General features: G+C 67.9%; 21 protein-coding genes. 4 read left to right on the top strand and 17 right to left on the bottom strand.

Annotated features, from left to right (window positions below):
• Positions 1-89 precede the first annotated feature (89 nt).
• The 4 genes from ACFWMR_RS30725 to ACFWMR_RS30710 all read right to left on the bottom strand — a co-directional run bounded on the left by ACFWMR_RS30725 (position 90) and on the right by ACFWMR_RS30710 (position 2,519).
• Positions 90-719 carry a lamin tail domain-containing protein gene (locus tag ACFWMR_RS30725; RefSeq protein WP_244199592.1) on the bottom strand — a complete coding sequence of 210 codons (630 nt, stop codon included), beginning with the start codon at positions 717-719 and terminating at the stop codon, positions 90-92.
• A gap of 130 nt (positions 720-849) precedes the next feature.
• Positions 850-1,158: a helix-turn-helix domain-containing protein gene (locus ACFWMR_RS30720; protein ID WP_093933065.1), complete on the bottom strand. Its 309-nt coding sequence runs from the start codon at positions 1,156-1,158 to the stop codon at positions 850-852.
• A gap of 58 nt (positions 1,159-1,216) precedes the next feature.
• Positions 1,217-1,717: a lamin tail domain-containing protein gene (locus tag ACFWMR_RS30715; protein ID WP_378380903.1), complete on the bottom strand. Its 501-nt coding sequence runs from the start codon at positions 1,715-1,717 to the stop codon at positions 1,217-1,219.
• Between the two features lie 100 nt (positions 1,718-1,817).
• Positions 1,818-2,519 carry a response regulator transcription factor gene (locus ACFWMR_RS30710; protein WP_378380902.1) on the bottom strand — a complete coding sequence of 234 codons (702 nt, stop codon included), beginning with the start codon at positions 2,517-2,519 and terminating at the stop codon, positions 1,818-1,820.
• Between the two features lie 774 nt (positions 2,520-3,293).
• On the opposite strand from ACFWMR_RS30710, the gene ACFWMR_RS30705 reads away from it, so the two are divergent.
• Both ACFWMR_RS30705 and ACFWMR_RS30700 read left to right on the top strand, forming a co-directional pair.
• Complete coding sequence (locus tag ACFWMR_RS30705; RefSeq protein ID WP_378380901.1) at positions 3,294-3,710, top strand: DUF6892 domain-containing protein; 417 nt, start codon at positions 3,294-3,296, stop codon at positions 3,708-3,710.
• A gap of 95 nt (positions 3,711-3,805) precedes the next feature.
• Positions 3,806-4,360 carry a hypothetical protein gene (locus ACFWMR_RS30700; RefSeq protein ID WP_378380900.1) on the top strand — a complete coding sequence of 185 codons (555 nt, stop codon included), beginning with the start codon at positions 3,806-3,808 and terminating at the stop codon, positions 4,358-4,360.
• Positions 4,361-4,462: 102 nt separating this feature from the next.
• On the opposite strand, the gene ACFWMR_RS30695 is transcribed toward ACFWMR_RS30700, so the two are convergent.
• From ACFWMR_RS30695 to ACFWMR_RS30685, 3 genes are all read right to left on the bottom strand, one after another.
• Positions 4,463-5,404, bottom strand: coding sequence for a hypothetical protein (locus tag ACFWMR_RS30695; RefSeq protein WP_378380899.1), 942 nt, complete (start codon positions 5,402-5,404; stop codon positions 4,463-4,465).
• 125 nt (positions 5,405-5,529) lie between these two features.
• Complete coding sequence (locus ACFWMR_RS30690) at positions 5,530-6,162, bottom strand: TMEM175 family protein (RefSeq protein WP_378380898.1); 633 nt, start codon at positions 6,160-6,162, stop codon at positions 5,530-5,532.
• A 23-nt stretch (positions 6,163-6,185) separates the two neighbouring features.
• Positions 6,186-6,710, bottom strand: a complete 525-nt coding sequence (locus tag ACFWMR_RS30685) for a DUF6790 family protein (RefSeq protein ID WP_093933072.1) — start codon at positions 6,708-6,710, stop codon at positions 6,186-6,188.
• 57 nt (positions 6,711-6,767) lie between these two features.
• Here ACFWMR_RS30685 and ACFWMR_RS30680 point away from each other — a divergent pair, with 57 nt between their 5' ends.
• Positions 6,768-7,187, top strand: a complete 420-nt coding sequence (locus ACFWMR_RS30680; RefSeq protein ID WP_378280364.1) for a MarR family winged helix-turn-helix transcriptional regulator — start codon at positions 6,768-6,770, stop codon at positions 7,185-7,187.
• A 19-nt stretch (positions 7,188-7,206) separates the two neighbouring features.
• On the opposite strand, the gene ACFWMR_RS30675 is transcribed toward ACFWMR_RS30680, so the two are convergent.
• Entirely contained in the window at positions 7,207-7,434 is a 228-nt protein-coding gene (locus tag ACFWMR_RS30675; RefSeq protein ID WP_378380897.1) for a hypothetical protein, read from the bottom strand.
• 127 nt (positions 7,435-7,561) lie between these two features.
• Here ACFWMR_RS30675 and ACFWMR_RS30670 point away from each other — a divergent pair, with 127 nt between their 5' ends.
• Positions 7,562-12,931, top strand: coding sequence for a helix-turn-helix domain-containing protein (locus ACFWMR_RS30670; protein WP_378380896.1), 5,370 nt, complete (start codon positions 7,562-7,564; stop codon positions 12,929-12,931).
• Here ACFWMR_RS30670 and ACFWMR_RS30665 read toward each other — a convergent pair.
• The 9 genes from ACFWMR_RS30665 to ACFWMR_RS30625 form a co-directional block, all read right to left on the bottom strand.
• Complete coding sequence (locus tag ACFWMR_RS30665) at positions 12,928-13,665, bottom strand: hypothetical protein (RefSeq protein ID WP_378380894.1); 738 nt, start codon at positions 13,663-13,665, stop codon at positions 12,928-12,930. The two genes, ACFWMR_RS30670 and ACFWMR_RS30665, sit on opposite strands and share 4 nt — an antisense overlap.
• A 105-nt stretch (positions 13,666-13,770) precedes the next feature.
• Complete coding sequence (locus ACFWMR_RS30660; RefSeq protein ID WP_378380893.1) at positions 13,771-15,405, bottom strand: amidohydrolase; 1,635 nt, start codon at positions 15,403-15,405, stop codon at positions 13,771-13,773.
• On the bottom strand, positions 15,402-16,427 hold the full coding sequence (locus ACFWMR_RS30655) for an ABC transporter ATP-binding protein (protein WP_378380892.1): 1,026 nt from the start codon (positions 16,425-16,427) through the stop codon (positions 15,402-15,404). Before ACFWMR_RS30655 ends, ACFWMR_RS30660 begins: the two co-directional genes overlap by 4 nt.
• A complete protein-coding gene (locus ACFWMR_RS30650) occupies positions 16,420-17,241 on the bottom strand; it encodes an ABC transporter permease (protein WP_093933075.1) in 822 nt (273 codons plus the stop codon). The genes ACFWMR_RS30655 and ACFWMR_RS30650 overlap by 8 nt, the downstream gene beginning before the upstream one ends.
• Positions 17,231-18,091 (bottom strand): ABC transporter permease, encoded by an 861-nt coding sequence (locus tag ACFWMR_RS30645; RefSeq protein WP_093933088.1) that lies wholly within the window; start codon positions 18,089-18,091, stop codon positions 17,231-17,233. The genes ACFWMR_RS30650 and ACFWMR_RS30645 overlap by 11 nt, the downstream gene beginning before the upstream one ends.
• Complete coding sequence (locus ACFWMR_RS30640; RefSeq protein ID WP_378380891.1) at positions 18,088-19,134, bottom strand: extracellular solute-binding protein; 1,047 nt, start codon at positions 19,132-19,134, stop codon at positions 18,088-18,090. The genes ACFWMR_RS30645 and ACFWMR_RS30640 overlap by 4 nt, the downstream gene beginning before the upstream one ends.
• A gap of 12 nt (positions 19,135-19,146) precedes the next feature.
• On the bottom strand, positions 19,147-20,427 hold the full coding sequence (locus ACFWMR_RS30635) for an aminotransferase family protein (protein ID WP_378380890.1): 1,281 nt from the start codon (positions 20,425-20,427) through the stop codon (positions 19,147-19,149).
• A 27-nt stretch (positions 20,428-20,454) separates the two neighbouring features.
• The gene (locus ACFWMR_RS30630) at positions 20,455-21,900 is read right to left on the bottom strand and encodes an NAD-dependent succinate-semialdehyde dehydrogenase (RefSeq protein ID WP_378380889.1); all 1,446 of its coding nucleotides are present in this window, start codon (positions 21,898-21,900) and stop codon (positions 20,455-20,457) included.
• Between the two features lie 190 nt (positions 21,901-22,090).
• Positions 22,091-22,645 carry a TetR/AcrR family transcriptional regulator gene (locus ACFWMR_RS30625; protein ID WP_093933079.1) on the bottom strand — a complete coding sequence of 185 codons (555 nt, stop codon included), beginning with the start codon at positions 22,643-22,645 and terminating at the stop codon, positions 22,091-22,093.
• Between the last annotated feature and the right edge of the window lie 114 nt (positions 22,646-22,759).

The raw sequence follows: 22,759 nt of genomic DNA, 5'->3' as shown, positions 1-22,759 counted from the left end.
CGCTGGCGGTAAGTCGCCGTTGGCGAGATACCGCCATGGAAAGGCCCGGACCGCCGACGGCGGCCCGGGCCCGGTCTAGAGGGGTCGGCTCACTGACCCGCGCTGCGCAGCTGCAGCGAGAAGTCCTGCCGGTTGTTGTCGGTGTCGGTGCTCAGGATGTTCCGGGTGTTCGACGCGTTGAGCTGGTCGGTGGTGGCGTTCTCCGGAATCGCGGCCTGGCCTTCACGAGCGGGAAGGACCGCGTTGCTGAAGGCGACACCGTCGAGCTTCGTGCCGGCCAGGTTCTGCACCGTGACGCCACCGGTGGTCGGGATGCCTTCGACGCTCGCCAGCGTGAACGGGACGACGTTCGTCTGGTCGGCGATGGTGCCGGAGAAGTTCTGCCCGACGAGCACCACGTACTGGCCGGCGGTGCCCTTCGGCTGCAGAATCGTGCCCGCCGGCATGACGATCGTGTCGGTCAGGATGCCCGCCGGCGAGTAGATGCGGACCAGGTAGCCGCTGATGTCCTGCGGCTGGCTCGAGATGTTGCGCAGCTCGATGAACTCGTCGAGCTGGCCGTTCAGGCCGCGGGTCGAAACCTCGTTGACGACCACGGTGGACGAGACGAGCGGCGCGACCTCGGTGCCCTCGGTCTCACCGGCCGCGTTCGCGACACCGCCCGCCATACCCATCGCCAACATCGCGAATACCGCCGAAGCGCCCAGAATTCGTCGCACGGGAGTTTCCTTTCAACTCTTTTGTCGGGGGATTTCGCCGGACCGGAATCTGTCGCTTCCGTGCCGACCTGACAATCATCCGATGGCGGGGGTCTCGTCGGGAAGGGGCCAGTTTTCCGGTACTTTCCCGTCATTCGATAATTGTCCACCGGCGCTCGGGTGAGTCTTTCCTTCGCCGTCTTCTCGCGACCGCGGCCGCGAGTTCGAGCTCGCGGCTGGACGTGTCCAGCACGTCGCCGAGCCATTGCCGCCAGTACGGACCGGGAATGCGTTTTCCGCGCTCCCAGCGAGAAACCTCTTCCCGGGTGACGCTGTCGTTTCCGGAGAGGGTATGCAATCTCGCGACCAGGTCACATTGTGACCAGCCTTTCGCGATTCTTTGTTCAGTGAGAAGTTCGCACAGCGGGGTCGCGTCCCCGCGGTTGCTGTTCGCGGTCACGACCGCACCTTTCTGGTACTCGCGAGCGGATTTGAAACCGGACTGGCGAACGGGGCCCTCAGTCGATCGGGAGTATGCAGCCGAAGTCGGTCTTGTTGTTGTCCGTGTCGCGGCTGACGGCATCCCTCGCCTGGGCGAAACCGGGGCAGGAGACGGCGGCCTGGTTCTCGCGGCAGGGAGACGACGGCGCCCATCCGACGCTGTCGATCCGGGCTCCGCGCCGGTCCAGGAGCATCTCACCGTCCCCGACGATCGCCTCGACGACCAGCTGCTGCACTGTTCCGCCGAAGCCCTGTCCGGTGATGAGGAAGTGTTCACCGGCGGGGATCTCGCTCCCGGCCGGCATGGTGGCCAATTCGACGGGCGCCGCCGCGCCCGTGCACGCTTGAACGGACCAGCCGCCGATGTCGATCGTGGCGGCGCCGGTGTTGTGCAGGTCGATGTAGCCCGCCGGGCCGCCGAGTACTTCATGGATCTTGACCGACGAAGCCCGGACGGTATCCGGAGCAGGGGTTCCGGCGAGTACGAAGATCAGGAGCAGGGAACCTGGCATCGTCATGACTGCAACGCTAGAAAAACGATCTCGGCGCCACAGGATACGGCGGGTACCGAACCTGATCGGGTCTTGGTACTTCCGGTACGCCGCTCACCCGGCCGGCCTAGCCCCGGTACCCGGCAAGGCGGTCCGCGATGTACAACTCGCGTTCGTGCGTGGTCTCCAGCTGTGGCAGCGGGCTGCCGCCCGGCCGGAAACGCAGTGCCCGGAACAGGTCCCGCCTGCTGCCGAAGCCCAGCTTCTGGAGGATCCGGCTGACGTAGTTCTTCACCGTCTGCGTCGCGAGGTGCAGCTCTTCGGCGATCTCGTCGTTCGACCACCGATAGAGGATCAGCGCGAGGATCTCCTCCTCCCGCCTGGTCATCACACTTGCGTACTGCACGGCTTCGGTGACCGCCGGCGGGGTTCCACCGGCTTGCAGGCACACACGCTGCCCGGCGAGGGTGGAGCGTACCGCCGACATCACCTGGCCGCAGCTGGCCGACTTGTGCACGAAGCTGTCCGCGCCCGCGTTCAGCGCCGTGGCGATGGCCGCGGGTGAGGCGTCACCGGCGAAGACCAGGACGGCCGAGTGCTCGAAGTGTTCCTTGACGAACCGGCAGATCGCGGTCCCGGCGGGCTCACCCCAGATCGACAGCTCGGTTATGACCATGTCGGGATGGCTCTTTTCGCACTGCCACAACGCTTCCGGCTCGCTCGCGGCTTCGGTCACCGCCTCCACCCCTGCCGAATCCCGCAGCAGCCTGCTGAGCGCGTATCTGATGAGGGGCTGATCGTCTACTACGAGCGTGGTGACGCGGTTCATGGTTCCCCTTGGGGTATTTGACGGGTGCCCGGCGTGGCCCCGGGCCGTGCGGTCGGCCCGGGCCGGGCGGCGCCCGCATTCGCCGAGAACAGGGTCGCTCGCTCGGGCGATCCGTCGAACCGACCGCCGCGGCGACGTCGGTACTCATTTTTTCGTCGAATCCTCTTTCGTCGCGGTCCGGCATGGATCTTCTCGCTTCTTGTCGTGGGAGAGGACCAGCAATCGGGTGACAAGGGAGAAATGCCGCCAGGCGAGGAGGCTGGATTTGGGCCGGACGGCGGAACGGGGACACAGATCGCGAACGCGTCGTCCCGGACACGTGGAAAGCCAACGGTGTCGTACTGTCAAGGTCCCTTCGGGGGAAGGACGATCCGATGAACGGTCTTCATCCGATACTCACGCGTCGTGAACCGGCGTTCGGCATATCCGTTCACGCCCGTTCACCGTACCGGCTTGGTTCTTCTCGTTGAAAAACCCGGCCTGATCGAATTCCGTGATCTCGTCCGATATCGTTATCGGAAAGTGCGTATCATGGCCGACCGTGCATTTACTGCACTCGGTCGGCCGAGTGCGATCGCGCGGTCGGAGCCACCACGCCGTCAGAACGACGCCGGGAAGCAGGTGGAGTCCACAGAGGACGCCCGGCCGGAGTCCGGGTCTCGTCCTCGCGGGTGAGTGTCAGTCGCGCCGCCGCAACGGGTGAGCAGGACGTGCGGCGCCCCGAACTCGCGGGTTCTCGATGTGGCCGGACTCCGTCGTCTATAAGGTCCGGGTATGAACCAGTCGATCTCTTTCACCGACCGCAACTTCAAGCTCTCCGTCGTTCAAGAGCTGATGTACAACCAGGACCTGCTTCCGCGGTTCACCCTGCGGGAGTACGCCGCCGAGCAGGGCTTCAGCTACGACGGCGGAAGCGTCGAGGCGGTGCCTGAGGCCTTGGCCTACTTCGAGGCGCTCGAAGTCCCTGTCGAGCTCGCGGAGAAGATCACCGAGATCGAGATGGACGGCGGCAACGAGATCTACCTGGAGATCGCGCCGAACTGGGACGGCGAGGACGGGCTCTTCGACGTCGACGAGTTCGCCGACGTGCGGCACTTCCCCAACCTGAAGTCGATGACGCTGCTCTACACGGGCAACGACGAGGCGCTGGAAACGTTGCGCGCACGGGGTATCGAGGCGGACTGGCTCTGATCGGATTCCGGTGCGTCAAGGGGCCGAACGGACCACAGTGTGCGCAGGGCGTCTCGGGTACGTTCGCGGGAACGTATCCGACGGGGGAGTGGATCATGACCGTCCAGGGCCGGCCGCCGGTCCGGCACGGCAGTGCCAAGGACCGGGCTGAGCAGGTGTTCGGCCCGCGAACCGCCAAGCGGGTGGCGACCTTCGGCGACGGAATGTCCTATGTGGAGGCCGGCTTCTGGGCGCAGTCTTTCGCTTGGCTGGTCGATTTCGTCGTGTTCGTACTCGGTGTGGGAGTGGGCGTCCTCGTGCTGGCGCTCGTGGATCTGTCGGTGAACCTCGACAACGGGGTGATCGCCCTGGCCGTCCTGGCGATCCTGTTCGTGGTGCCGTTGCTGTACGGCCTGTGTTTCGGCAACGGTCGCGCGCTCGGCGCGGTGCTCACCGGCACCAGGCTCACGCGCGCCGCGGACGGCGGCCGGATCGGCAAGAAGGCACCTTGGGCGATGCTGATCAGGACGGTGCTGATGCCGCTGCTCCTCGTCGCCGTGCTCGCGGCCGCGTTCACCGGGGGCGGTACGGCGCCGGGTGGCTCGCCGGCCAGGGTCAGCGTCGACGTCCGCGCCACCAGGCGGCTCCGTGAGGCGGGCATCACCCGGTGAGCGGCGAGCAGTTCGGTGGCAGCGCGACGACGTGGTGATCGAAGCGGCGAACGAGACAAGACGCGTGACCGCGAGCGCTACGGCGTCACGCCCGGATAGTCGCTACGCCGCGGTTCGGAGATCCGCGATCCTGTCGGCCAGATCGCGCGCGTCGGCGTTGGCCCGGCGTAGGTGCGCCTGCGCCCACAGCGGGCGCAGCCGGTCCGTGAGGCGGGCGGAGTTCAAACTCGCCGCACCGGCGAGCACCGAGTCGGCCACCTCCACCGAACGATCGGCGTCGCCGTCGACGAGGTGGCTCGTGGCCAGCATCGTCAGGCAGAACGCCTTGCTGCGCGCCATCTCGCGCGGATAAGACGCGACGACGTCGGTCAGCTCGCTGATCGCCGCGCCGGCGTGGGAGGGATCCGCGGTGGCGGCGAGTTCGTTGTGCACCGTCCCGGCCATCGCCGTGAGGTCGGTCTCGCCGAAGAACGCCGCATACGGCGGGACGTCGGCCGGGTCGGCTGCGTCGAACGCCGCCCGCGCCCGGCTCAGCCGGCGGGTCGCTTGCCCGCTGTCACCGAGTTGCGCGTACGCCCAGGCCATGTTCGCGCGCAGCACACTCAGCATCAGCGGCGAGCCGCCGGACTCGGCCGCTCGCTCGCCGCGCCGGAACGCGCCGAGCGCCGCGCGGGATCGGCCGTGGTGCAGGAACACCCGTCCCTTGCGGTAGCAGATGTTCGACACCAGTACGTCGTCTTCGGCCGCGCTCGCCAGGGACAGCGCGCCGTCGAACGCGGCGTGCGCGAGATCGGCGCGGCCCGCGTCGAAAGCGGTCCACCCCACCAGGTTCGTCAGATCCGCCAGCGCGGTGCACAACCGCCGCCGCACGGAATCGCCGCAGTCCCTGGCAAGCAGTCGCGATGCCGAAATCCGGTGGGCCGCCACGGCGTCCGCGCACCGGCCACCGCCGTAGCGGTAGTCCAGCGCCCGGAACCTGCTCGTGTCGGCTTCGACCTGCCGTACGTCGTCGAGCCCGAGACGGGAATCGGTATCCGCGCGCATGACGCTCACCTCGGTATTCGGGCGGCCCACTCGGGTTTGCTCCACGATGACGTATCCCTCGGACCTGCTTCGAGGGTCGAAAGTCCCATCCGGCCGGTCAAAACACACCAATCTCGCGGCATCGGTCAGGCTCCGGGCGGTCTGCGGTCCTGGACCCGGCGGGCGACGGCGAGTGCGATCGGTGCCGCGAGCCAGCACAGGTAGGCGCCGGTGCCGCCGGTCAGGAACGCCACGGGAATGGAGATCCCGAACACCGCGGTCAGGCAGACGCTGCGCGTCAGGCTCTGGGCGAACACCCTGGGCGGGTCTTCGGTCCGGTAGAGGTGTTCGCGCCGGACCTCCCGGATGATCATCGCGAACGACGCCGACGCCAGAACCTGTACCAGCGCGTAGAAGCCGAACCGGGGTGCGAACGCGCCGTCGGCGGTGAGCACCCGTGTCGCGAACGGCATCAGGACCTGCATGAACAGCCAGACCAGGTTGAGGCTGATCAGACGGCCGCCCAGTGAGCGAACGTAGGGGAAGATCTCGTGGTGGGCGCGCCAATGGGCGGCGATCACCACGAAGCTGAGCGCGAAGGCGACGTACTCCTTGCCGTGATCCGACACCGAGCTCAGCATGGCCTCGGTGGTGTCGCCGTGCGGGATCGGGAGTTCCAGGGCCAGCAAGGTGAGCGCGATCGCGATCACCGCGTCGGCGAAGATGGTGAGCCGCTCGGCGGCGGACTTCGCGATCGGGTCGTCGGTCTGGGGTTTCATGGTGAGAGCCGGCTTCCGTGGTCTCAGGCGGCGATTTCCGCGGCCGGTCGTGGGGCGGACTCGAATCGCCGGGACCGCACGGCCAGGATGATCATGACCGCCGGGAGCAGGATGTCGGTGACGAGGACCCCGCCGGTGTTGCCGGGGGCGTGGTCACCGTTGGCGAACCACTGGTAGACGTGGCCGATCACGGCTCCCCAGAGGAACATCCCGCCGGCGATGCCGATCGTGATGCGTTCCCGCGCGGACGCCGAGGCGGCCCGGAAGCCCAGGATGGCCATGCCGAGATTGGCGAAGGCGATCTCGAACATGAAGGGCGTCCGGTCGAAGCCGATCGCCGTGGCCATGACGTCCGGGAAGGCGAGGAAGGCGACCGTCATCCAGAGGCTGCCGCAGCCGAAGGCGCCGATGGCCCACCAGCGCTGCCAGATCTCGAGCCGTTCGCGCGGGGACGCGGCGTGGCGGGCCCGGATGGCGGCGCCGATGGCGGGCACCACGACCCAGACCAGGGGGAAGGCGGATTGGGCGAGGTATGAGAGGTTGTCCATGCCTCCAGTCTTAACTAGTTAATATTAACCTGTCAACACTCTGGTATGGTGAGGCTCGTGGACGACGGACTCGCAGACTTGCTGCACCGCGTGGTCATGCTGATGGGCGAGGCGACCCGGAGGCGTACCGATGACCTCGACGGGCTGACCTACAGTCAGATACGCCTTCTGGGCACGCTGGAGGAGGTCGAACCGGCGACGCAGCATCGGCTCGCGCAGGCGCTGTCGGTGTCCGATCCGGCGATCAGCCGGGCCTTGCGGCCACTCGAAGCGGACGGCCTGGTGCGGATCGACGTCGACCCCGAACACGCGCGGCGACGGCTGGTCCGCCTCACCGAATCCGGCCGGAAAGCCTTCCACGCCGCCGGGAAGCCGCTCTACGACGAGTTCCGCGCGGCGCTCGTCGCGGCCGGCTTCCCTTACGAGCGCTACCTCGAAGACACCCTCCGGCTGGCGGAGATCCTCACTCCCGACTGATGGACGCCGGTGCGCCCGGTCAGTCGGACTGAGAGCTGTCACGTGCGGTGAGCCGCCTCGGCGTGCGTCGAGATCCCATGCCAGATGCGAACAGCGGTGCCAGTTCGCGGAGAATGGCTTTGCGCTCGTTCGGCGTGGTACCACGTAAAGCCAGGCAGGACAACACGACCAGAACGGCTGCCCGTGTCGTCCGGCCGGCGATCACGCCGATCCCCGCGAGCGCGCTGATCACTACGGTAACCGTCATCGTGTTGCTCCCAAGGTCGTCGCCACAGCCATTTCGTGTTGCTAGCGTGAAGCGTTCGTCCGTGGTCCCGCCAGAGTGGGGGACGCTTTACGGAACAACGCTGGGGACGTATCAAGGGGAGCGGCCAGTGGAACCGTCGGCGCAGGAACGAGCGTTCGCGTCCGAGGTCGAGCGCCACCGTGCCGCGGCCCGGGTCAGCCAGGAATGGGTTGCCCGGCAGGTCGGAATGTCGAGGCCCAAGATCTCCGAGGTCTGCGCCGGCCGCTATCTGCCCACCAGGCCGACCTTGGACAACCTGGTCACAGCGTTGGCCATGGAACGGGACAGGGCTGTCGAACTGTGGCAGGCGGCGTGCGAGGGGCGACGGCAACGCATCCAGGCGGAGAAGCAGGCCCGGTATCCGGTGCCGGATTCGTGGACGGCACTGAGCGTTCCGACGGCCGAGGTCCGCTCGCTCTTGCGAGCGCAGATCGAGACGGCGACGGACATGCCCTATCGTCTTCCCGGCGCCCGGGCGACGTCGCTGGCCACGGTCTACGTTCGCCAAGAACTGGGCAGCGGTATCGAGGACGCGCAAGTAGAGCCTCGACCCGAGCCCGTGCTGGACGAGCGAGGGATCCTCTTCCTGCCGGCACCGCCGGTTCCGCGGTTGACCGTTCGGCCGCCGTCACGTGCGGTTCGTCAAGCGCTGGACGACCACGAGCATCTCGTCATCACCGGTGGTCCGGGTCAAGGCAAATCGACGCTCTCGCTCCGCTTGACCGCCGAGATCGCGACCAAGTGGCTACACCTGAACGGTGATGGCCCGATCCCGTTGACCGAACCGGTCCTGCCGTTGCGGTTGACCGCCCGTGTGCTGGCGGCACAGCTGGAACTGCCATTCCCGCAAGCTTTGGCAGCCTGCGTGCTGGTCGAGTTCGGCTCGCTTTTGACCACGGTGATCACCGCGGACCTGCTCGCCGCACGGGTCGTCGGCTGCCGCTGGCTGCTCATGATCGACGGACTCGACGAAGTCGCCGACCCGGTAGCACGGCACAGGCTCGTGAAGGCGCTCGCGCTGCACGCGAACGACTCGCCCTATCGCGTCGTTCTGACGACGCGCCCGCTCGAAGGCGCCACCCTCGCACCTCTGCAACGGGCGGCCGCCCATTACGAGCTACAGCCGTTCGATGACGCCGCGTTCCGTGACTTCGCCGGGCATTGGTTCACCGAGCCGGACACGACCGCGCGCTTCCTGCACGAGGTCCGGCAAGCGCACCTGGGCGAACTCATCCGCTTGCCGCTGCTCGCCACGATCGCGGCGATCATCTTCGAGCAGCACCGGAGCAGGCCGCTGCCGGACAACCGGTACGCCCTCTACGAGTCGTACATGGAGTTCTTGCGCTCCGGCCGCACTCTGCCACCGGGGCAGTTCGATCGGATGGGCACCGGGCTGCTGGAGCATCTCGGATTGGTCCGGTTGGAAGCTGACACGTCCTTGTCGGTGGCCGCACGGGATTGGGTCGAGGAGCGGACCGCCGACCTGCCGTTGGGCTGGACGGACGAGCTGTCGGCCTACCTCGGCTCCACCGGACTGCTGGTTCGCCGGAGCGATGATCTCCAATTCCTGCACCACAGCTTCGCCGAGCACCTCGCGGCGACCGGGAAGGCGCGGCTGCTGCCTGAGCGGTTCGATCCGGAGCACGAGGACTTCCGCCGGCTGCTGCACGCCGCCCGCCAAGAAGAAGCCGGCCGGCTGGCCCGCGCGGTACTCCTGCACTACACACATTTGCACCGTGATCAGGCTGATCCCCTGATCATCCGGCTGCACGCCGGTACGGCAGCGGAGCAACTGATCGCCGCTCGGTTGATCGCCCAGCACGTTCCAGCGAGCTCCGACGTGATCGACGACTTCCTCGTCACCGCAAGGCAATGGGCGACCATCGTCCGATACACCGCAGGCGAGATACTCAACCAAGTCTGTCGTGCCACCTATCATCCGGGCTTGACGGCCTGGCTGATCGACCTGATGCGCGACGAAGCCATGCCGTGGCGCTCCCGCGTGGATTCCGCGGCCGCGCTGGCTGTCAGGATGCCGAATCCGTGCCGGAGTGAGGCAGTCGACCTACTGTGTACGGTCACCGAAGACATCGCCGTGCCGGTCGCGCCACGCCTCGCGGCAGCCGAAGCATTGACGCAATGCGGGCCGACCGAAAGAACTTCGGCCGAGCGCGGCCTGGAGGCGGTCCTCGACGATCCCCTGACAGAGCCATACCGCCGGAAGGAAGCCGCTGTAGTACTGGCCGGTGTCAGCCGGGACGGCTACGCGAAGGCGAGTCGCGCACTCATCGAACGGCTTGCCGACCCTGCGACCCGGAACGCCGAACGAGTCGAGTTGGCGGCAGGGCTGGTCGAGATCGGCACCGAGTTCCACGAACGGAGCGCAGAAGTATTTCGACAGGTACTTCACAGCCGCTCCCGCACCACCGTGGGCTGTGAGGCTGCGGCCATCGGGCTCGCCGCGCTCGGGTCCGACCATCTCGCCGAAGCCGTTAACGCCTTGACCGATCTGGTGAACAACCGCGATCTGTACTATTTCGAGCGAGCTGAGGCAGCGAGGACGCTGGCCAGGATGGGCCCGCAGTACTTGAGGGCGGCGGCCGGACACCTCCGGGCCATGACGGCTGAGCCCGGCACCAGTCGCGTCGCCCTCGCCAAGTACGCGGAGTCGCTGGCTGGTCTAGGGTTCGAATTCCACGGTGAAGCAGCCGACTGTCTGATGTCCACACTGGCCGGCCCGGCTCCGGAGACGACGGCCATCCTGTCGGCCGCACAAGGACTCGCGCGACTGGGGCCCGAGTTTCACGATGTGGCGACGGCGCAACTGCGACGAGTCACAGATGATCCGCTCGCCGGGGGAATCGAGCGTGCCCGAGCACTCAGCCAACTCGCCGAGTTCGGCGCCCAGCACCGTGCCGACGCCGTTGAAGGGCTCCGTGCCATCCTGCATGACTCCGATGCGGAAGCCGAGGCGCGGTGTTGGGCTGCCGACGAGCTGCTCGGCCTGGGCACTGAACTTCATGCCGAGGTCGCAGACGCTCTCCTTGTGATCGTGCAGGCAGATCGTGATCCGAATGTCGTCATCAACGCCTGCCGCACACTCAATGCACTAGGTCGGCGGTACTCCGATTTCGTGGACCAAGCGATACACCAGGCGGCTCGTTCACCCGCGGTTACCGCGAGCACGTTGTTCAACGCGGCAACCCTGTTGTCCTCTTCCCCCGCCCGGCTCGCACGTGACAGATTGTCCGAGCTCATGCAGGACTCGAAACAAAGTGCCTGGACTCGGACCATGGCCGCCGGGTACTTCGTCCGGCGAACGGATGGCTTCGCCGAGGTCGCGGTGCGCACCCTGCTGGAGATCCTTCGTCACCAGGCCGGAGGTGCCTTGCTGCGCGTCGATCTCGTCACGAGAAAGCTCGTCGACGCGGGCGGCAGTCATGCCGCGATGATCGCGGCACAGGTGCGCGCACTTCTGTCGAATCCTGACCTCGGCACAGTCGAGGCCCGTCAGGCCACAACGGCTTTGATCGAGCTCGGATGCGCTGACTCGCCGGACGTCATCGCCGCTCTCGCCACGATCGTGTCCGACGACTCCGCTCCCGCGAGTATCCGCTGTTCGGCCGCCGTCGACCTGGGCACCCTGTCGACCGACTGCACAGCCACTGCCATCGCCGTACTGCGCGACATGGCCGGCGAAGAGGGCGCCTCGCGTGACGTGATTCTCGGCCTTGAGCGTCTCGGCGAAGATGTGCTGCCTCTGCTCAAGGCCACGGTCAATGATCGGAACAGGCTACGCGGGGACAGGGAGACGGCTGCGAGTCTTCTTGCCGCCGTAGCGCCAGACCTTGCCGAAGTCGCAGAAGGCGAGCTACGCCACCAGGCGGCCGATCCTTACCTGAACCTGTGGGTTCGCGCGGACGCGATGACGAGCTGGGCCGAGGTCTCCGCGTCGGCTCGTGACGAAGCGATCGCGTTCTTCGGCACGGTTACGGCAGACGAATGTGAACCGCCCGATGAGAGGTGTTACGCGGCGGAGCAACTGGTTCTGCTCGACCGTTCTCGCTGGGAGTTCTCGGTCACCGTCGTGCGCAGATTACTGTCTGATCCGCGAGTGAGCGCATCAGATCAGTTTTACTGCGCGAGGCAACTCCGTGACCTCAATGATCTGCGGTCCGACCAGCTGAGCGGGTTCGCTGCCGCCATGTTTTACCATCCTGAAGCCGATGCCGATGACCTCATATCTGCCGCCAGGCGACTGCAGGGCCCGATTCAGCATGCGACCTGGCTCGAACTACTGGCCGATCATACGGTACCTATCAAGGATCGTCTTCCCGGCAACGTCCTACGCGATGGTGAGACCTACGCGCCCCACGTTGAAGCCGCGTTACGTGAAGTATGCACAGAGATTGAATTCAGCCGAGGCGAACGGGTCGAGGCCGCGAAAAACCTTGGGCAACTCGTGCCGCGCCTCATCCCCGAAGCGGTGGAAACTCTCCGTAAGATCTCGACCAGAGCGGATAACAGTGGGTTCGACGCCCTCGTGGCTCTCGCGGGGTTCGGTGGCCCGTGGTGGCGTGAGGTGGCGGAGTCTCGAGAACGTATCGTCATCGATGGTGCCGAGCAACAGGGTAGACGCCTGGCCGCCGCTCTGGTCCTCCATGTCGTGGGGGCGGCCCTGTCTGAACCGGTACTTGAATTTCTCCGAGAGATCGCATCGAGCCGTCAGCAGTCCGACTTGAACCGCGTCACCTCCCTTTTCGCACTTCGCGAGTTCAGCGGACTCGACGAGCTGCGAGCCATCAGGGAAGATTCCCAAAGCGCGACTCATATCCGCTGTGAGATAGCGAGCCGGTTGGCCCGGTATGCGGTCGAGGACCGAGCCGCGGCAGCTCGAATACTGTCTGCGAGTGCCGGAGATTTTTCGGCGCGGCCCGCCATGCGATGCCGGGCTGCGAAGGAACTAGCCGAGCTCGGCCTCGCGGGCCGCGCGCAGGCGGTCGAGAAACTCGAGCAGATCATGATCGACGAAAAGTTGCCGATCATCACCAGAGCCGAAGCGGCACATGCGCTCGCTCGACACCGCCCGACCGAAGTGAATGCAGCCTTGCACTGGTTGCGGATGTTGAGCGAGGCAGAACGTCCGCTGCAACGCGTACAGGTCCTTTTGAGGCTGGGTAAGCTGGACAGCACAGAGGCCGTGCCATCACTACGCCGCATGGCTGGTGACCGCGACCTGGGGCCAGTGGCGCGGCTACGGTCCGCCGAAGCGCTGATGCGGTTGCGTCGCGATCAACGTGAAGCTGCCAGTGTCGTCGTACTTGAGTTGGCGCGAAGCGCGCATGTTCCGGTCCATGTCCGTGCGCGGGCTGCCCGCAAGCTGGCCCTGTGGAGCGAACTATGTCGCGACGAAGCGCGGGACATCCTGCGTCGGCTGGCTGAAACTCATAGGCATTAGGGTCGTGGAACGTCCCGTTCTCTCGACGCCTGCCGCCAGAACCGGGCGATCAGGATCGGAGCGTTCAAGGCGGCGACGCACGCGCCGTAGTACGCGATGGCGGTGGCGCCTATGACGAAGGCGAGCACCACCTGGCCTGTGGTGAAGACGTTCGAGTAGACGTTGACCAGGGCGAGGTAGTCCACCAGGATCAATGCGGCGCCGAGTGTCCCGAAGAGCGCGAACGGAATCGCCGGCAAGGCCAGGACGGTGGCGAGACCATTGTTCTTGTCCCGCGTTCGCACCGTTCGATAGGAGTGGATGAGCGCGAGGAGACACAATCCGGTGTATCCGCCAGAGAGCCAGTCGTAGTGAAGCATGCCCAGGAATTCGCCGAGACTGATCTTGGATATGTCCACTTCGCCACCTGCTGACAGGCCGACACCCATGGACAGAACACTGCCCACCATGAAGGCCAAAGCGAGCCAGCATGCCTGCAACGCGAGCATCGCGGCGGTCATCACGATGCCTGTCCACCGGTTGCCCGCCGGCGTCGCCGACAGACGAGCGAACACGCGAACCATGACCGATCGTGCCGACCGGCCGATTTTGATCGCCGATTGTGCCGCCTCGTACCAGGCGAGCGCCCATTTGATGGCGAGGAACAAAAAGACGACGATGCTCGCCGGGCCGAATATCGATTTCAGCAGCGCTTCCCAGGCCGCGTCCGGGTCGGGTATGTCCGGGAACTCCACGTGTCCTCCGACCTTGGGTGGTGACGCTTGCCAAGATGGTCGCGAGGATCGTGCTGCCCGTTACGGCGAAGTTGACGGCGCGCCGGCGCAGCAGGGCACTGCGAATCAGTCCACTTCGGACACGACGCGGCCGCCGAGCACGGTGAGCACCGAACGGGCATCGAGCAAGTCCCGCCCAGCCGCGGTCAGTGGATCGCGGTCGAAGACGGCCAGATCGGCCAGCCGGCCGGGCGCCAGCGTCCCCTTGCGGCCCTCGGCGTGTTCCAGCCACGCCGGGCCGGTCGTCCACAGCCGCAGCGCTTCCTCCCTGTCGAGCCGTTGCTCCGACGAGAGCAGGGAGAACGGGTTGGGCCCCGGCTCGCCCGTGAAGGTGGCGACCCCGCGGCGCCAGTCGGGTTCGGTCACCGGGGCGTCCGAGCTGTCCGCGACCACCACGCCGTGGTCGAGCAGCGTCCGGGCGGGGAAGGCCTCACGCCAGCGGTCCTCACCCACGATCCTGACCATCGACGGGCCGCTGAACGTCCGCATGAGCGAGCTGGTGATCACGCCGGTCCCGGTCCGGGCCAGGCGTTCGTGCACTTCCGGCGACAGGAACGTGCCGTGGATGAGCACGTGCCGCGCGTCCGGCCACGGGTCGGCTGCCTCGGCGGCCTCGATGGCGTCGACGACGGCATCGGCCGCCCGATCCCCGGTCACGTGGACCTGCACGCGGACCCGGCGCCGCTGGGCCACGGCGATCAGTTCGTGCAGCTCCCGCACCTGTTCCGGATCACCGGACCCGGCCGTGACGAGACCTCCGTGCCCGCCGCCGGGATACGGCCGGTGCATCCAGGCCGTGCAATGCGTCGGGACGCCGTCGGCGAACAGTTTGATCCCGCCGATGCGCAGCAGATCGTCCCCGGCACCCAGTTCCGTACTGTCGAGCGCCCGGGCGAGGTCGGCCGCGGAAGTCGTGGGAGACGGCCAATTCCAGTGCAGCAGCGCGGTCACCCGCAGCGTCATCCGGCCCGCCGCGCGCAGATCCCGGTAGTCCTGCCACAGCCCGGGCGGGACGATCGGGTCGGTGACGCTGGTGACGCCGATCCGGTTCAGCCGGGCCATCGTGCGCGCGGTCGCGTCCAGCCGTTCGTCCCGGCTCGGCTGGGGCAGCAGCCCGGCCACGAGTTCCTGCGCGCTCTCCACGAGGATCCCGGTCGGTTCCCCGGCGGTGTCCCGGAGGATCTCGCCCGCCGCCGGATCCGGTGTCCCCGCGGTGATCCCGGCCCGCTCCAGCGCGGCGCTGTTGACCCAGATCGAATGGGACGACGCGTGGTGCAGCACCGTGGGCCGGTTCCCGGTCACCTCGTCGAGCCAGGCCCGCGACGGCTCGGCGCGGCCGTCCGAGAACTCGGCGATGGTGGTCTCACGCCAGCCACGGCCGACGATCCATTCACCCGGCGGCGCGGACCCAAGCGCCCGGCGAACCTCGGCGAGGGAGGCCGCGGCGGCGAGGTTCACGCAGAACTCCGGCCCGGACGAGGCGTACCAGGCCAGATGCAGATGCGCGTCGTTGATCCCCGGCAGGACGGCGCGTCCCCGCAGGTCGACCGACGGCGTGCCGGGAGCGGCCGCGGCGGAGACCGTTTCGTCGTCCCCGACGGCGACGACGCGCCCGCCGGAAAGCAGGATCGCCGTGGCGTTCCCGAATTCGGCGTCGAAGGTGCGCACGAGACCGCCGCGCAGGAGCAGATCGGAAGTCATACCGCCGCCCTTTCCCCGGCCGGGACGGCCGCCTGATGGTCCGGATGCCAGGCCACGACGACGTCTTCACCGGGACGGTGTCCGTGTGCCGTGCCCGCGGACAGCACCGCGCAGCCGCGCGCGCCGTCGGCGTACCGCAGCCAGATCCGGCTGTGGTCGCCCACGTAGACGATGTCGGTGACCTGGGCGCTGACGCGCTGGTGCCCGGGAGGGACCGGGTCGGCGCGGGTGTACAACTTCAGCCGCTCCGGCCGCACGATCGTGACCTCGCCGGGCGTGAGGGACAGGGCGTTGGACTCGCCGACGAACTGCGCGACGAACAACGTCTCCGGGCGCTCGTAAAGATCCTCCGGCGTGCCGACCTGCTCGATCCGGCCCTCGTTGAACACCGCGATCCGGTCGGACAGGGTGAGCGCCTCCTGCTGGTCGTGGGTGACGAACAGGAACGTCATCCCCAGCTCGCGGTGCATCCGGGCGATCTCGCGCTGCAACTGGTCGCGCAGCTTCTTGTCCAGCGCGCCCAGCGGCTCGTCCATCAGCAGCGCCCGTGGCTGGTAGACCACGGCGCGGGCCAGCGCGACCCGCTGCTGCTGGCCGCCGGAAAGCTGACGGGGCAAGCGATCCCGGACCGCGGACAAACCGACCAGTTCCAGTACCTCGGTGACGCGGCGGTTGATCTCCGCCTTCGGCCGCTTGCGCTGGGCGAGCCCGAACGCGACGTTGCGGGCGACCGACATGTGCGGGAACAGGGCGTACTGCTGGAACACCACCCCGAGATCCCGCCGGTGCGGTTTGAGCCGCGAGATCTCCTGCCCGTCCAGGGTGATCGAACCCGCGGTGAGCGGGGTGAAGCCGGCGATCATCGACAGCATCGTCGTCTTGCCGGAGCCCGACGGTCCCAGGAAGGTCATGAACTCGCCGTCGGCGATGTGCAGCGAGACGTCGTCCACGGCGGGACGCCCGATGCCCGCGTACGCCTTGGTCACGTGCGCGGTGGTGATACCGCGGTGGTCGTCAGTCATGGTGGCTCCGTCGGCGCAGGAACAGGGGCACGAACAGCAGGATCGTGGTGAACACGACGATCAGGCTCGACGCCGCGGCGATGGTGGGGTCGATCTCCAGGACGATCGACTCGTACATCTTCACCGGCAAGGTCTTGATGGCGGGGGTTTGCAGGAAGAGGGCGACCACGACCTCGTCGAAGGAGGTCGCGAAGGCGAACACGAAGCCCGACATCACGCCGGGAGCGATGCTCGGCAGCACGACCTTGCGCAGTGTCGTGAGTTTCGACGCGCCGAGACTCGCGGCGGCCTTCTCCACGACCGGGTCGTACCCGGCGAGGCTTGTCTGCACGGAGGTCAGCACGAACGGCACGCCCAGCACGGCGTGCGCCAGCACGAAACCGAGCATCGTCCCGTTGAGCTGCCACCGCAGGAAGGCCCCGTAGACGGCGACCGCGACGACGATCCCCGGCAGGATCATCGGCGCCATCAGCAGCTGCCGCACGACGCCCCGGCCGCGGAACCGCGCGCGGTCGAGACCGAACGCGGCCGCCACCCCGACGACCGTCGCGAGCACCGCCGCCAGCAGGCCGACCTGGACCGAGTTGGCCAGCGCGGCGAGCCACTGCTTGCTGCCGAAGAACTCGCCGTACCAGCGCCACGACCAGTCGTCCGGCGGGAACTGGAACGTCGAACCGGCGCCGAAACTCATCGGGATCACCACGAGGGTGGGGGCGACGAGCACGAACCCGACGATGACGACCCACACGCGCAAGCCCCAGCCGAGCGTCCGCTGCCGGAGCGCGGCCCTCGTGATGGACGGATCACTGGCCACGGTCGGCACCTCCCGCCACACTGGTGCCCAGCGGCGCGGCGACCCGGCTGAGCACGGCCAGCACCACGAGCGTGACGACCAGCAGGATCGCCCCGAGCGCCCCGGCCCCGGCGAAGTCCAGCAAGTCGTTGACCTGGGTGCCGATCACCTGGGCGGCCAGCGCCTGCTGCGGCGTGCCGAGCAGCGCCGGTGTGATGTAGAAGCCCAGCGACATGATGAACACCACCGACACCCCGGCCAGGACGCCGGGCATCGACAAGGGCAGATACACCCGCAGGAAGGCGACAGGACGGGACGCGCCGAGGCTGCCGGCGGCGTGGAGCAGGCTCCGGTCGATCCCGGACATCGAACTGTGCAGCGGCAGCACCATGAACGGCAGCATCACCTGCACCATCGCGACGGTCACCCCGGCCACCGAGCCCAGGAGCACCACCCCGTCGACGCCGAGCGCGGCGAGCGCCTTCTCGATCACCCCACCCCGCTGTTCGAGGACGTACCAGGCGAAGTTGCGGGCCATCACGCTCGTCCAGAACGGCATCAGGACCAGCAGCGTCAGCACCGTGCGGCCCCGGCGCCCGACCAGCGTCATCGCGTAGGCGTACGGGTAGGCGACGATCAGCGTGGTGACGGTGATGATCGACGCGGTCCGCAAGGTCCGCAGCACCACCCGGATCTGCACCTCGTCCCCGAGCACGGCCAGGTAGTTGCCGACGCCGAAATCGGGCTCGGTGAAGCTGCGCCAGAGGATCGCGGCGAGCGGGTAGAAGAAGAACACGAGCACCACGGCCGCGGCGGGCAGCAGCAGCCAGGTCGCGGAACCGGTCCGCCGTGCGGTTCTGACGGTGGTCATCCGGTCCTCCAGTCCGACCAGGCCTTGACGAGCGCCGTCCGGTTCGCCGCCCACCAGCGCACGTCGCTGAGGACGCGCAGGTTTTCCTTTTCGTCGCCCCAGATGTCGAGCTCTCGCCCGATCGGGGTGTTCGGTGCCGGTGCGGCGGTGTTCGCCGGTCCGACGCCCGCGGCGGCCGCGAAGGCAGCCGCCTGCGCCGGTTCCGAGGCGAACCGGATCAACCGTTTGGCTTCCTCCGCCCGCGGTGTCCCCTTCGGCACGACGAGCACGTCCCAGGTCACCGGGACGGGAATGCCGGGCACCACCTTCCAGTTCGTCGCGCCCGCTTTCAGCAGCGAGAACGCGCGGGCGCTGACGATGAGCGCCATGTCCGCCTGCCCGCCCGCCATGCGCTGCTGCTGGTCGCCGTAGGTGCTGGTGATGGTGAGTTCCGGCCGGATGCGGTCGTACATCGACAGCGCGCGGCGGACGTCGAGCGGATAAAGCTTGTCCCGCGGGACACCGTCGGCGAGCAGGGCGGCCTCGATCGTCCCGACACTCGGGTCGCCGCCGTAGATGATCCGCCGTCCGGGAAACGCCCGGAGATCGAAGAAATCGGCCATTGTGGACGGTGGATCGGCCCCGTAGGCCTTGGTGTCGTACATCAGCATCATGCCGAAGAAGGCGTCCGGCACACCGCAGTCGGTCAGCGATCCTTTCGGGAAGCCGGCCGCCAGCGGCCCCATGTCGACGGGCTCCAGGAGACTGCCGCAGACCGCGGCGGCCGCGGAGGCGTCGGTGTCCACGACGTCCCAGGTGACCTTGCCCGCCTCGACCATCGCCTTCAGCTTGGCGTTGCTCGACGGGCCGTCGATCGTGACCGTGGTCCCGGTCCGCTTCTCGTACGGGTCGAGCCACGCCGAACGCTGACCCGCCTGGTACGCGCCCTGGCCGTAGGAGACGAACACGAGCGAATTCGGGCCGCCTTCGGAGACGGCGCATCCGGTGACGAACAGGGGGACGGTCAGCGCGGCGGACAACAGCGTCGGTATCCGGCGTCTCATGGGTTTCTCCGCTCAGCTCGCGGCGGCCGCGACGTGGCGGCACAGCACGTCGGCCAGGGTGTCGATCTGCTCCTCGGTGATGACCAGCGGCGGGGACAGCACGATGCTGGTGCCGGAGGCGCGGACCACGACGCCGTCCGCGCGGCAGCCGGACTGCACCGACGCGGTCGGCACGTCCGTGAACTCGATGCCGAGCATCAGCCCGACTCCGCGGACTTCGCGCACGTGGGCCAGCTCGGTGAGCGGGTCGAGCCGCTCGCGCAGGCGGGCGCCGAGCACACGGGCGCGTTCGAGGAGGTTCTCCCGTTCGATGATGTCGATGTTCGCCAGCGCGACCGCCGCGCCGACGGGGTGGCCGTTGTAGGTGAAACCGTGCAGGAACGTGGCCCCGTCGGCGAGGTCGAGCACCCGGCGGCCGATCAGCACCGCGCCCATCGGGACGTAGCCGCTGGTGATGCCCTTCGCGGTGACGATCATGTCCGGCTCGATACCGAAGTGATGACTGCCGAACCAGTGGCCTGTCCGGCCGAAAGCGGTCACGATCTCGTCGACGATCAGCAGGATCCCGTTGCGGCGCAACACTTCCTGCACGCGCGGCCAGTACCCGTCCGGCGGTGGCACCATTCCGCCGACCCCCAGCACCGGTTCGCCGATGAACGCGGCGATGCGATGCGCGCCGATCTCGGCGATGCGCTGTTCCAGCTCCGCGACGAGCACGTCGGCCGCGTCCGGTCCGTGCTCGATGGCGTGGGGCTTGCCCAGCCATTCCACGTCCGGCAGAAGCGGGCCGAATCCGGCGCGCAGGCCCTCGATCCCGGTCGCGGCGAGCGAAGCGCCGCCCATACCGTGGTAGCCGCCGGCCCGGGCCAGCACCACGGTCCGCTCCGGGGAACCGGCGTGGTGGAAGGCGAGGCGGGCGAGCTTGATCGCCGTCTCGTTGCCCTCCGAACCGCCGTTGGTGAAGAACACGCGTTCCAGCCCGGCGGGGGCGAGCGACAGCAGCCGCTCGGCGAGACGGATCGACGGTGCGTTCGAGTAGTCACCGAAGGACGAGTAGAACTCCAGACGGCGGATCTGCTCGGCGGCGACGTCGGCGAGTTCGGTCCGGCCGTGACCGACCGGGCACTGCCACAGACCGCAGGTGCCGTCGACGTACCGGCGGCCTTCGGTGTCCCACAGCAGCGCGCCTTCACCGCGGTCGAGGATGAGCGGTTCGGCCGGGGCGCCGATCGTGGTGTGCGGATGCACGAGGGTGCGCCGGTCGAGGGCGGCGAGTTCGGAGGTGCTGGTCATGGAAGTCCTTTCTCTGCCCGGGCGCGCTCAGAACCGCAGCGCCACGGCTTTCGTCTCGGTGTAGGACTCGATTCCTTCGGCGCCGCCTTCGCGTTCCTGGCCGGAGTTCTTCTGGCCGCCGAAAGGCAGTTCCGGGCGTACCGGGGCCGGATCGTTGACCCCGATCACGCCGAAGTCCAGCCGGTCGAGCGCCCGCCAGACGCGGCGCAGGTCGCTGCCGAACAGATAGGCGGCCAGCCCGTAGTCGGTGGCGTTGGCCAGGTCGATCGCCTCGTCGTCGCCGGTGAACGTGGCGACGGCCAGCACCGGGCCGAACGTCTCCTCGTGGCTGACGAGCATGTCCGCGGTGACGCCGGTCAGCACCGTGGGCTGGAAGAAGTGACCGCGCAGTGCCGGGTCGCCGGACTCCCAGCGGCTCCCGCCGACCAGGACCCGGGCGCCCTTGGCCACCGCGTCGGCGACCTGGTTCTCGACCTTCGCGAGCCCGGCTTCGTCGATCAGCGGACCGACTTTGGTGCCCTCGGCGTCTCCGCGTCCGAGCCGTAGCGCGGCCGTCTTCTTCTCGATCAGGGCGAGCAGGTCGTCCCGCACGCTCTCGTGGACGTAAAGCCGGTTCACCGCCGTGCAGCTCTGGCCCGCGTTGAAGAACTTCGCGGTGACCACGCCGGTGGCGGCCGCTTCGAGGTCGGCGTCGGCGAAAACGATCGCGGGGGAGTGCCCGCCCATTTCGAGCGACGTCCGGCGAAGCGTGTCGCCGGTCTGCCGCAGCAGGCCCAGGCCGACCTCGGTCGAACCGGTGAAGCTGACCTTGCGCAGCCTGCGATCGGCCAGCAGCGCCCCCACTAGCTCCGCGGGCCGGGTCGTCGTCAGGGATTGCAGCACGCCCGCTGGGAGGCCGGTCGCCTGCACGATGCCGAGCAGCGCGGTGGCGATGAGCGGCGTCTGTTCGGCCGGTTTGGCGATGACCGGGCAACCGGCGGCCAGGGCGAGCCCGACCTTGCGCAGCAGCATGCTCGCCGGGAAGTTCCACGGCGTGATCGCGAGGACCGGCCCGACGGGGGAGCGCAGCACCAGGCCGGGGCCCGCCGCGGAGGCGGGGGTGACCCGGCCGTAGGCGCGCCGGCCCTCTTCCGCGGCCCACTCCAGCATCCGGGCGCCGCCCGCCAGTTCACCGGCGGCCTCCGCGAGGGGTTTGCCGTTCTCCCGGCTCAGCAACGACGCGAGTTCGCCCTGACGGGCGCGGATTTCCGCCGCCGCGGCGCGAAGGTGACCACTGCGGGTCTCCGCGTCGGTGTCCGCCCAGCCGCGGGCGGCGGCGGACGCGGCGTCGAGCGCGGCGAGAGCGTCGGCGGGTTCCGCGTCGGCCGCCTGGCCGAGAACGTCGAGGCTCGCCGGATCCACGACGTCGAACGTCGCCGGGGCGGAACGCCAGTGACCGTCGATCAGCAAGGTCGCGGCAGCGGTGTCGGGCATCGGATGAGCCTTTCGCTTCGGGGATGCGCCGAGTCTGACCCCCGAGTGTTGATTAAGTCAACACCCAATGCGTTCCGATGATCCTTAATGGACAGTGTGTAGTTGTTGTCCTGCAACGAAAAAAGGCAGTACCGTGGACCGGTGTCACGCTGGGGTGCGTGTCATCGGGCCGCGGTACTGCCTTTTCGTTCTAGTGGACTTCCGATCGATGCCTCGCCACCACGGCGTGCAGTGCTCCGAGCGCGGGGCCGGGGTCGACGTCCGGATCCGCGACCTGGTGCAGGAACATCCCGTCGAGGGCGTAGAAGACCAGTTGCGCGAAACCGTCGTCCGCTCCCAGTTCTTTGCCGACCGCGTCGAGATAGCCGCGGTAGAGCCGCCGGAGCACCGGGCGCAACTCCGGGCGCCGCGCCGATTCCACGACCAGCTGATACTGGAAGACCTGGATCTCCGCGCTGTCCCGGTACCGTTTCCGGATCTCCTCGCCGTCGGCGAACACTCCGGTGCGGGCGCCGATCAAACCGTTCTCCGCGCTTTCTTCGAGCACCCAGTCCAAAGAGGACTGGAGGAGATCGTCGATCGACGAGAAGTGGTGCTGTACCGCGCCTGTGGTGCAGCCCGCCGCCCTGGCGGCCGCGCGATAGGTGAGACCGCGAAGTCCCTCTCGCGCCACGACTTCGACCGCCGCGCGCTGGAGTGCCCGCTTCATGCCCGAAGCGTCGTCCTGTGTCTCGGACCGGCTCATCCGGAACCTCCTTGCGTCAGGAGGCTACATTACAGATGTAATGTCGGCTAGTGCCGGTGGTTTGCCAAGTCCGTGAAGGCCTCCTTGAGGGACCCTGGGTCCCTCAAGGAGGCC

The organism is Amycolatopsis thailandensis, assembly GCF_042723255.1.
GTDB classification, from domain to species: Bacteria; Actinomycetota; Actinomycetes; order Mycobacteriales; family Pseudonocardiaceae; genus Amycolatopsis; species Amycolatopsis thailandensis.
This window is presented reverse-complemented; position numbering and strand designations above follow the sequence as displayed.

Bases quoted from the DNA above. Each gene is read 5' to 3' on its own strand.
- ACFWMR_RS30715 (WP_378380903.1), bottom strand. From the start codon at position 1,717: ATGACGATGCCAGGTTCCCTGCTCCTGATCTTCGTACTCGCCGGAACC.
- ACFWMR_RS30710 (WP_378380902.1), bottom strand. From the start codon at position 2,519: ATGAACCGCGTCACCACGCTCGTAGTAGACGATCAGCCCCTCATCAGA.
- ACFWMR_RS30705 (WP_378380901.1), top strand. From the start codon at position 3,294: ATGAACCAGTCGATCTCTTTCACCGACCGCAACTTCAAGCTCTCCGTC.
- ACFWMR_RS30700 (WP_378380900.1), top strand. From the start codon at position 3,806: ATGACCGTCCAGGGCCGGCCGCCGGTCCGGCACGGCAGTGCCAAGGAC.
- ACFWMR_RS30695 (WP_378380899.1), bottom strand. From the start codon at position 5,404: ATGCGCGCGGATACCGATTCCCGTCTCGGGCTCGACGACGTACGGCAG.
- ACFWMR_RS30690 (WP_378380898.1), bottom strand. From the start codon at position 6,162: ATGAAACCCCAGACCGACGACCCGATCGCGAAGTCCGCCGCCGAGCGG.
- ACFWMR_RS30685 (WP_093933072.1), bottom strand. From the start codon at position 6,710: ATGGACAACCTCTCATACCTCGCCCAATCCGCCTTCCCCCTGGTCTGG.
- ACFWMR_RS30675 (WP_378380897.1), bottom strand. From the start codon at position 7,434: ATGACGGTTACCGTAGTGATCAGCGCGCTCGCGGGGATCGGCGTGATC.
- ACFWMR_RS30660 (WP_378380893.1), bottom strand. From the start codon at position 15,405: ATGACTTCCGATCTGCTCCTGCGCGGCGGTCTCGTGCGCACCTTCGAC.
- ACFWMR_RS30655 (WP_378380892.1), bottom strand. From the start codon at position 16,427: ATGACTGACGACCACCGCGGTATCACCACCGCGCACGTGACCAAGGCG.
- ACFWMR_RS30645 (WP_093933088.1), bottom strand. From the start codon at position 18,091: ATGACCACCGTCAGAACCGCACGGCGGACCGGTTCCGCGACCTGGCTG.
- ACFWMR_RS30640 (WP_378380891.1), bottom strand. From the start codon at position 19,134: ATGAGACGCCGGATACCGACGCTGTTGTCCGCCGCGCTGACCGTCCCC.
- ACFWMR_RS30635 (WP_378380890.1), bottom strand. From the start codon at position 20,427: ATGACCAGCACCTCCGAACTCGCCGCCCTCGACCGGCGCACCCTCGTG.
- ACFWMR_RS30630 (WP_378380889.1), bottom strand. From the start codon at position 21,900: ATGCCCGACACCGCTGCCGCGACCTTGCTGATCGACGGTCACTGGCGT.
- ACFWMR_RS30625 (WP_093933079.1), bottom strand. From the start codon at position 22,645: ATGAGCCGGTCCGAGACACAGGACGACGCTTCGGGCATGAAGCGGGCA.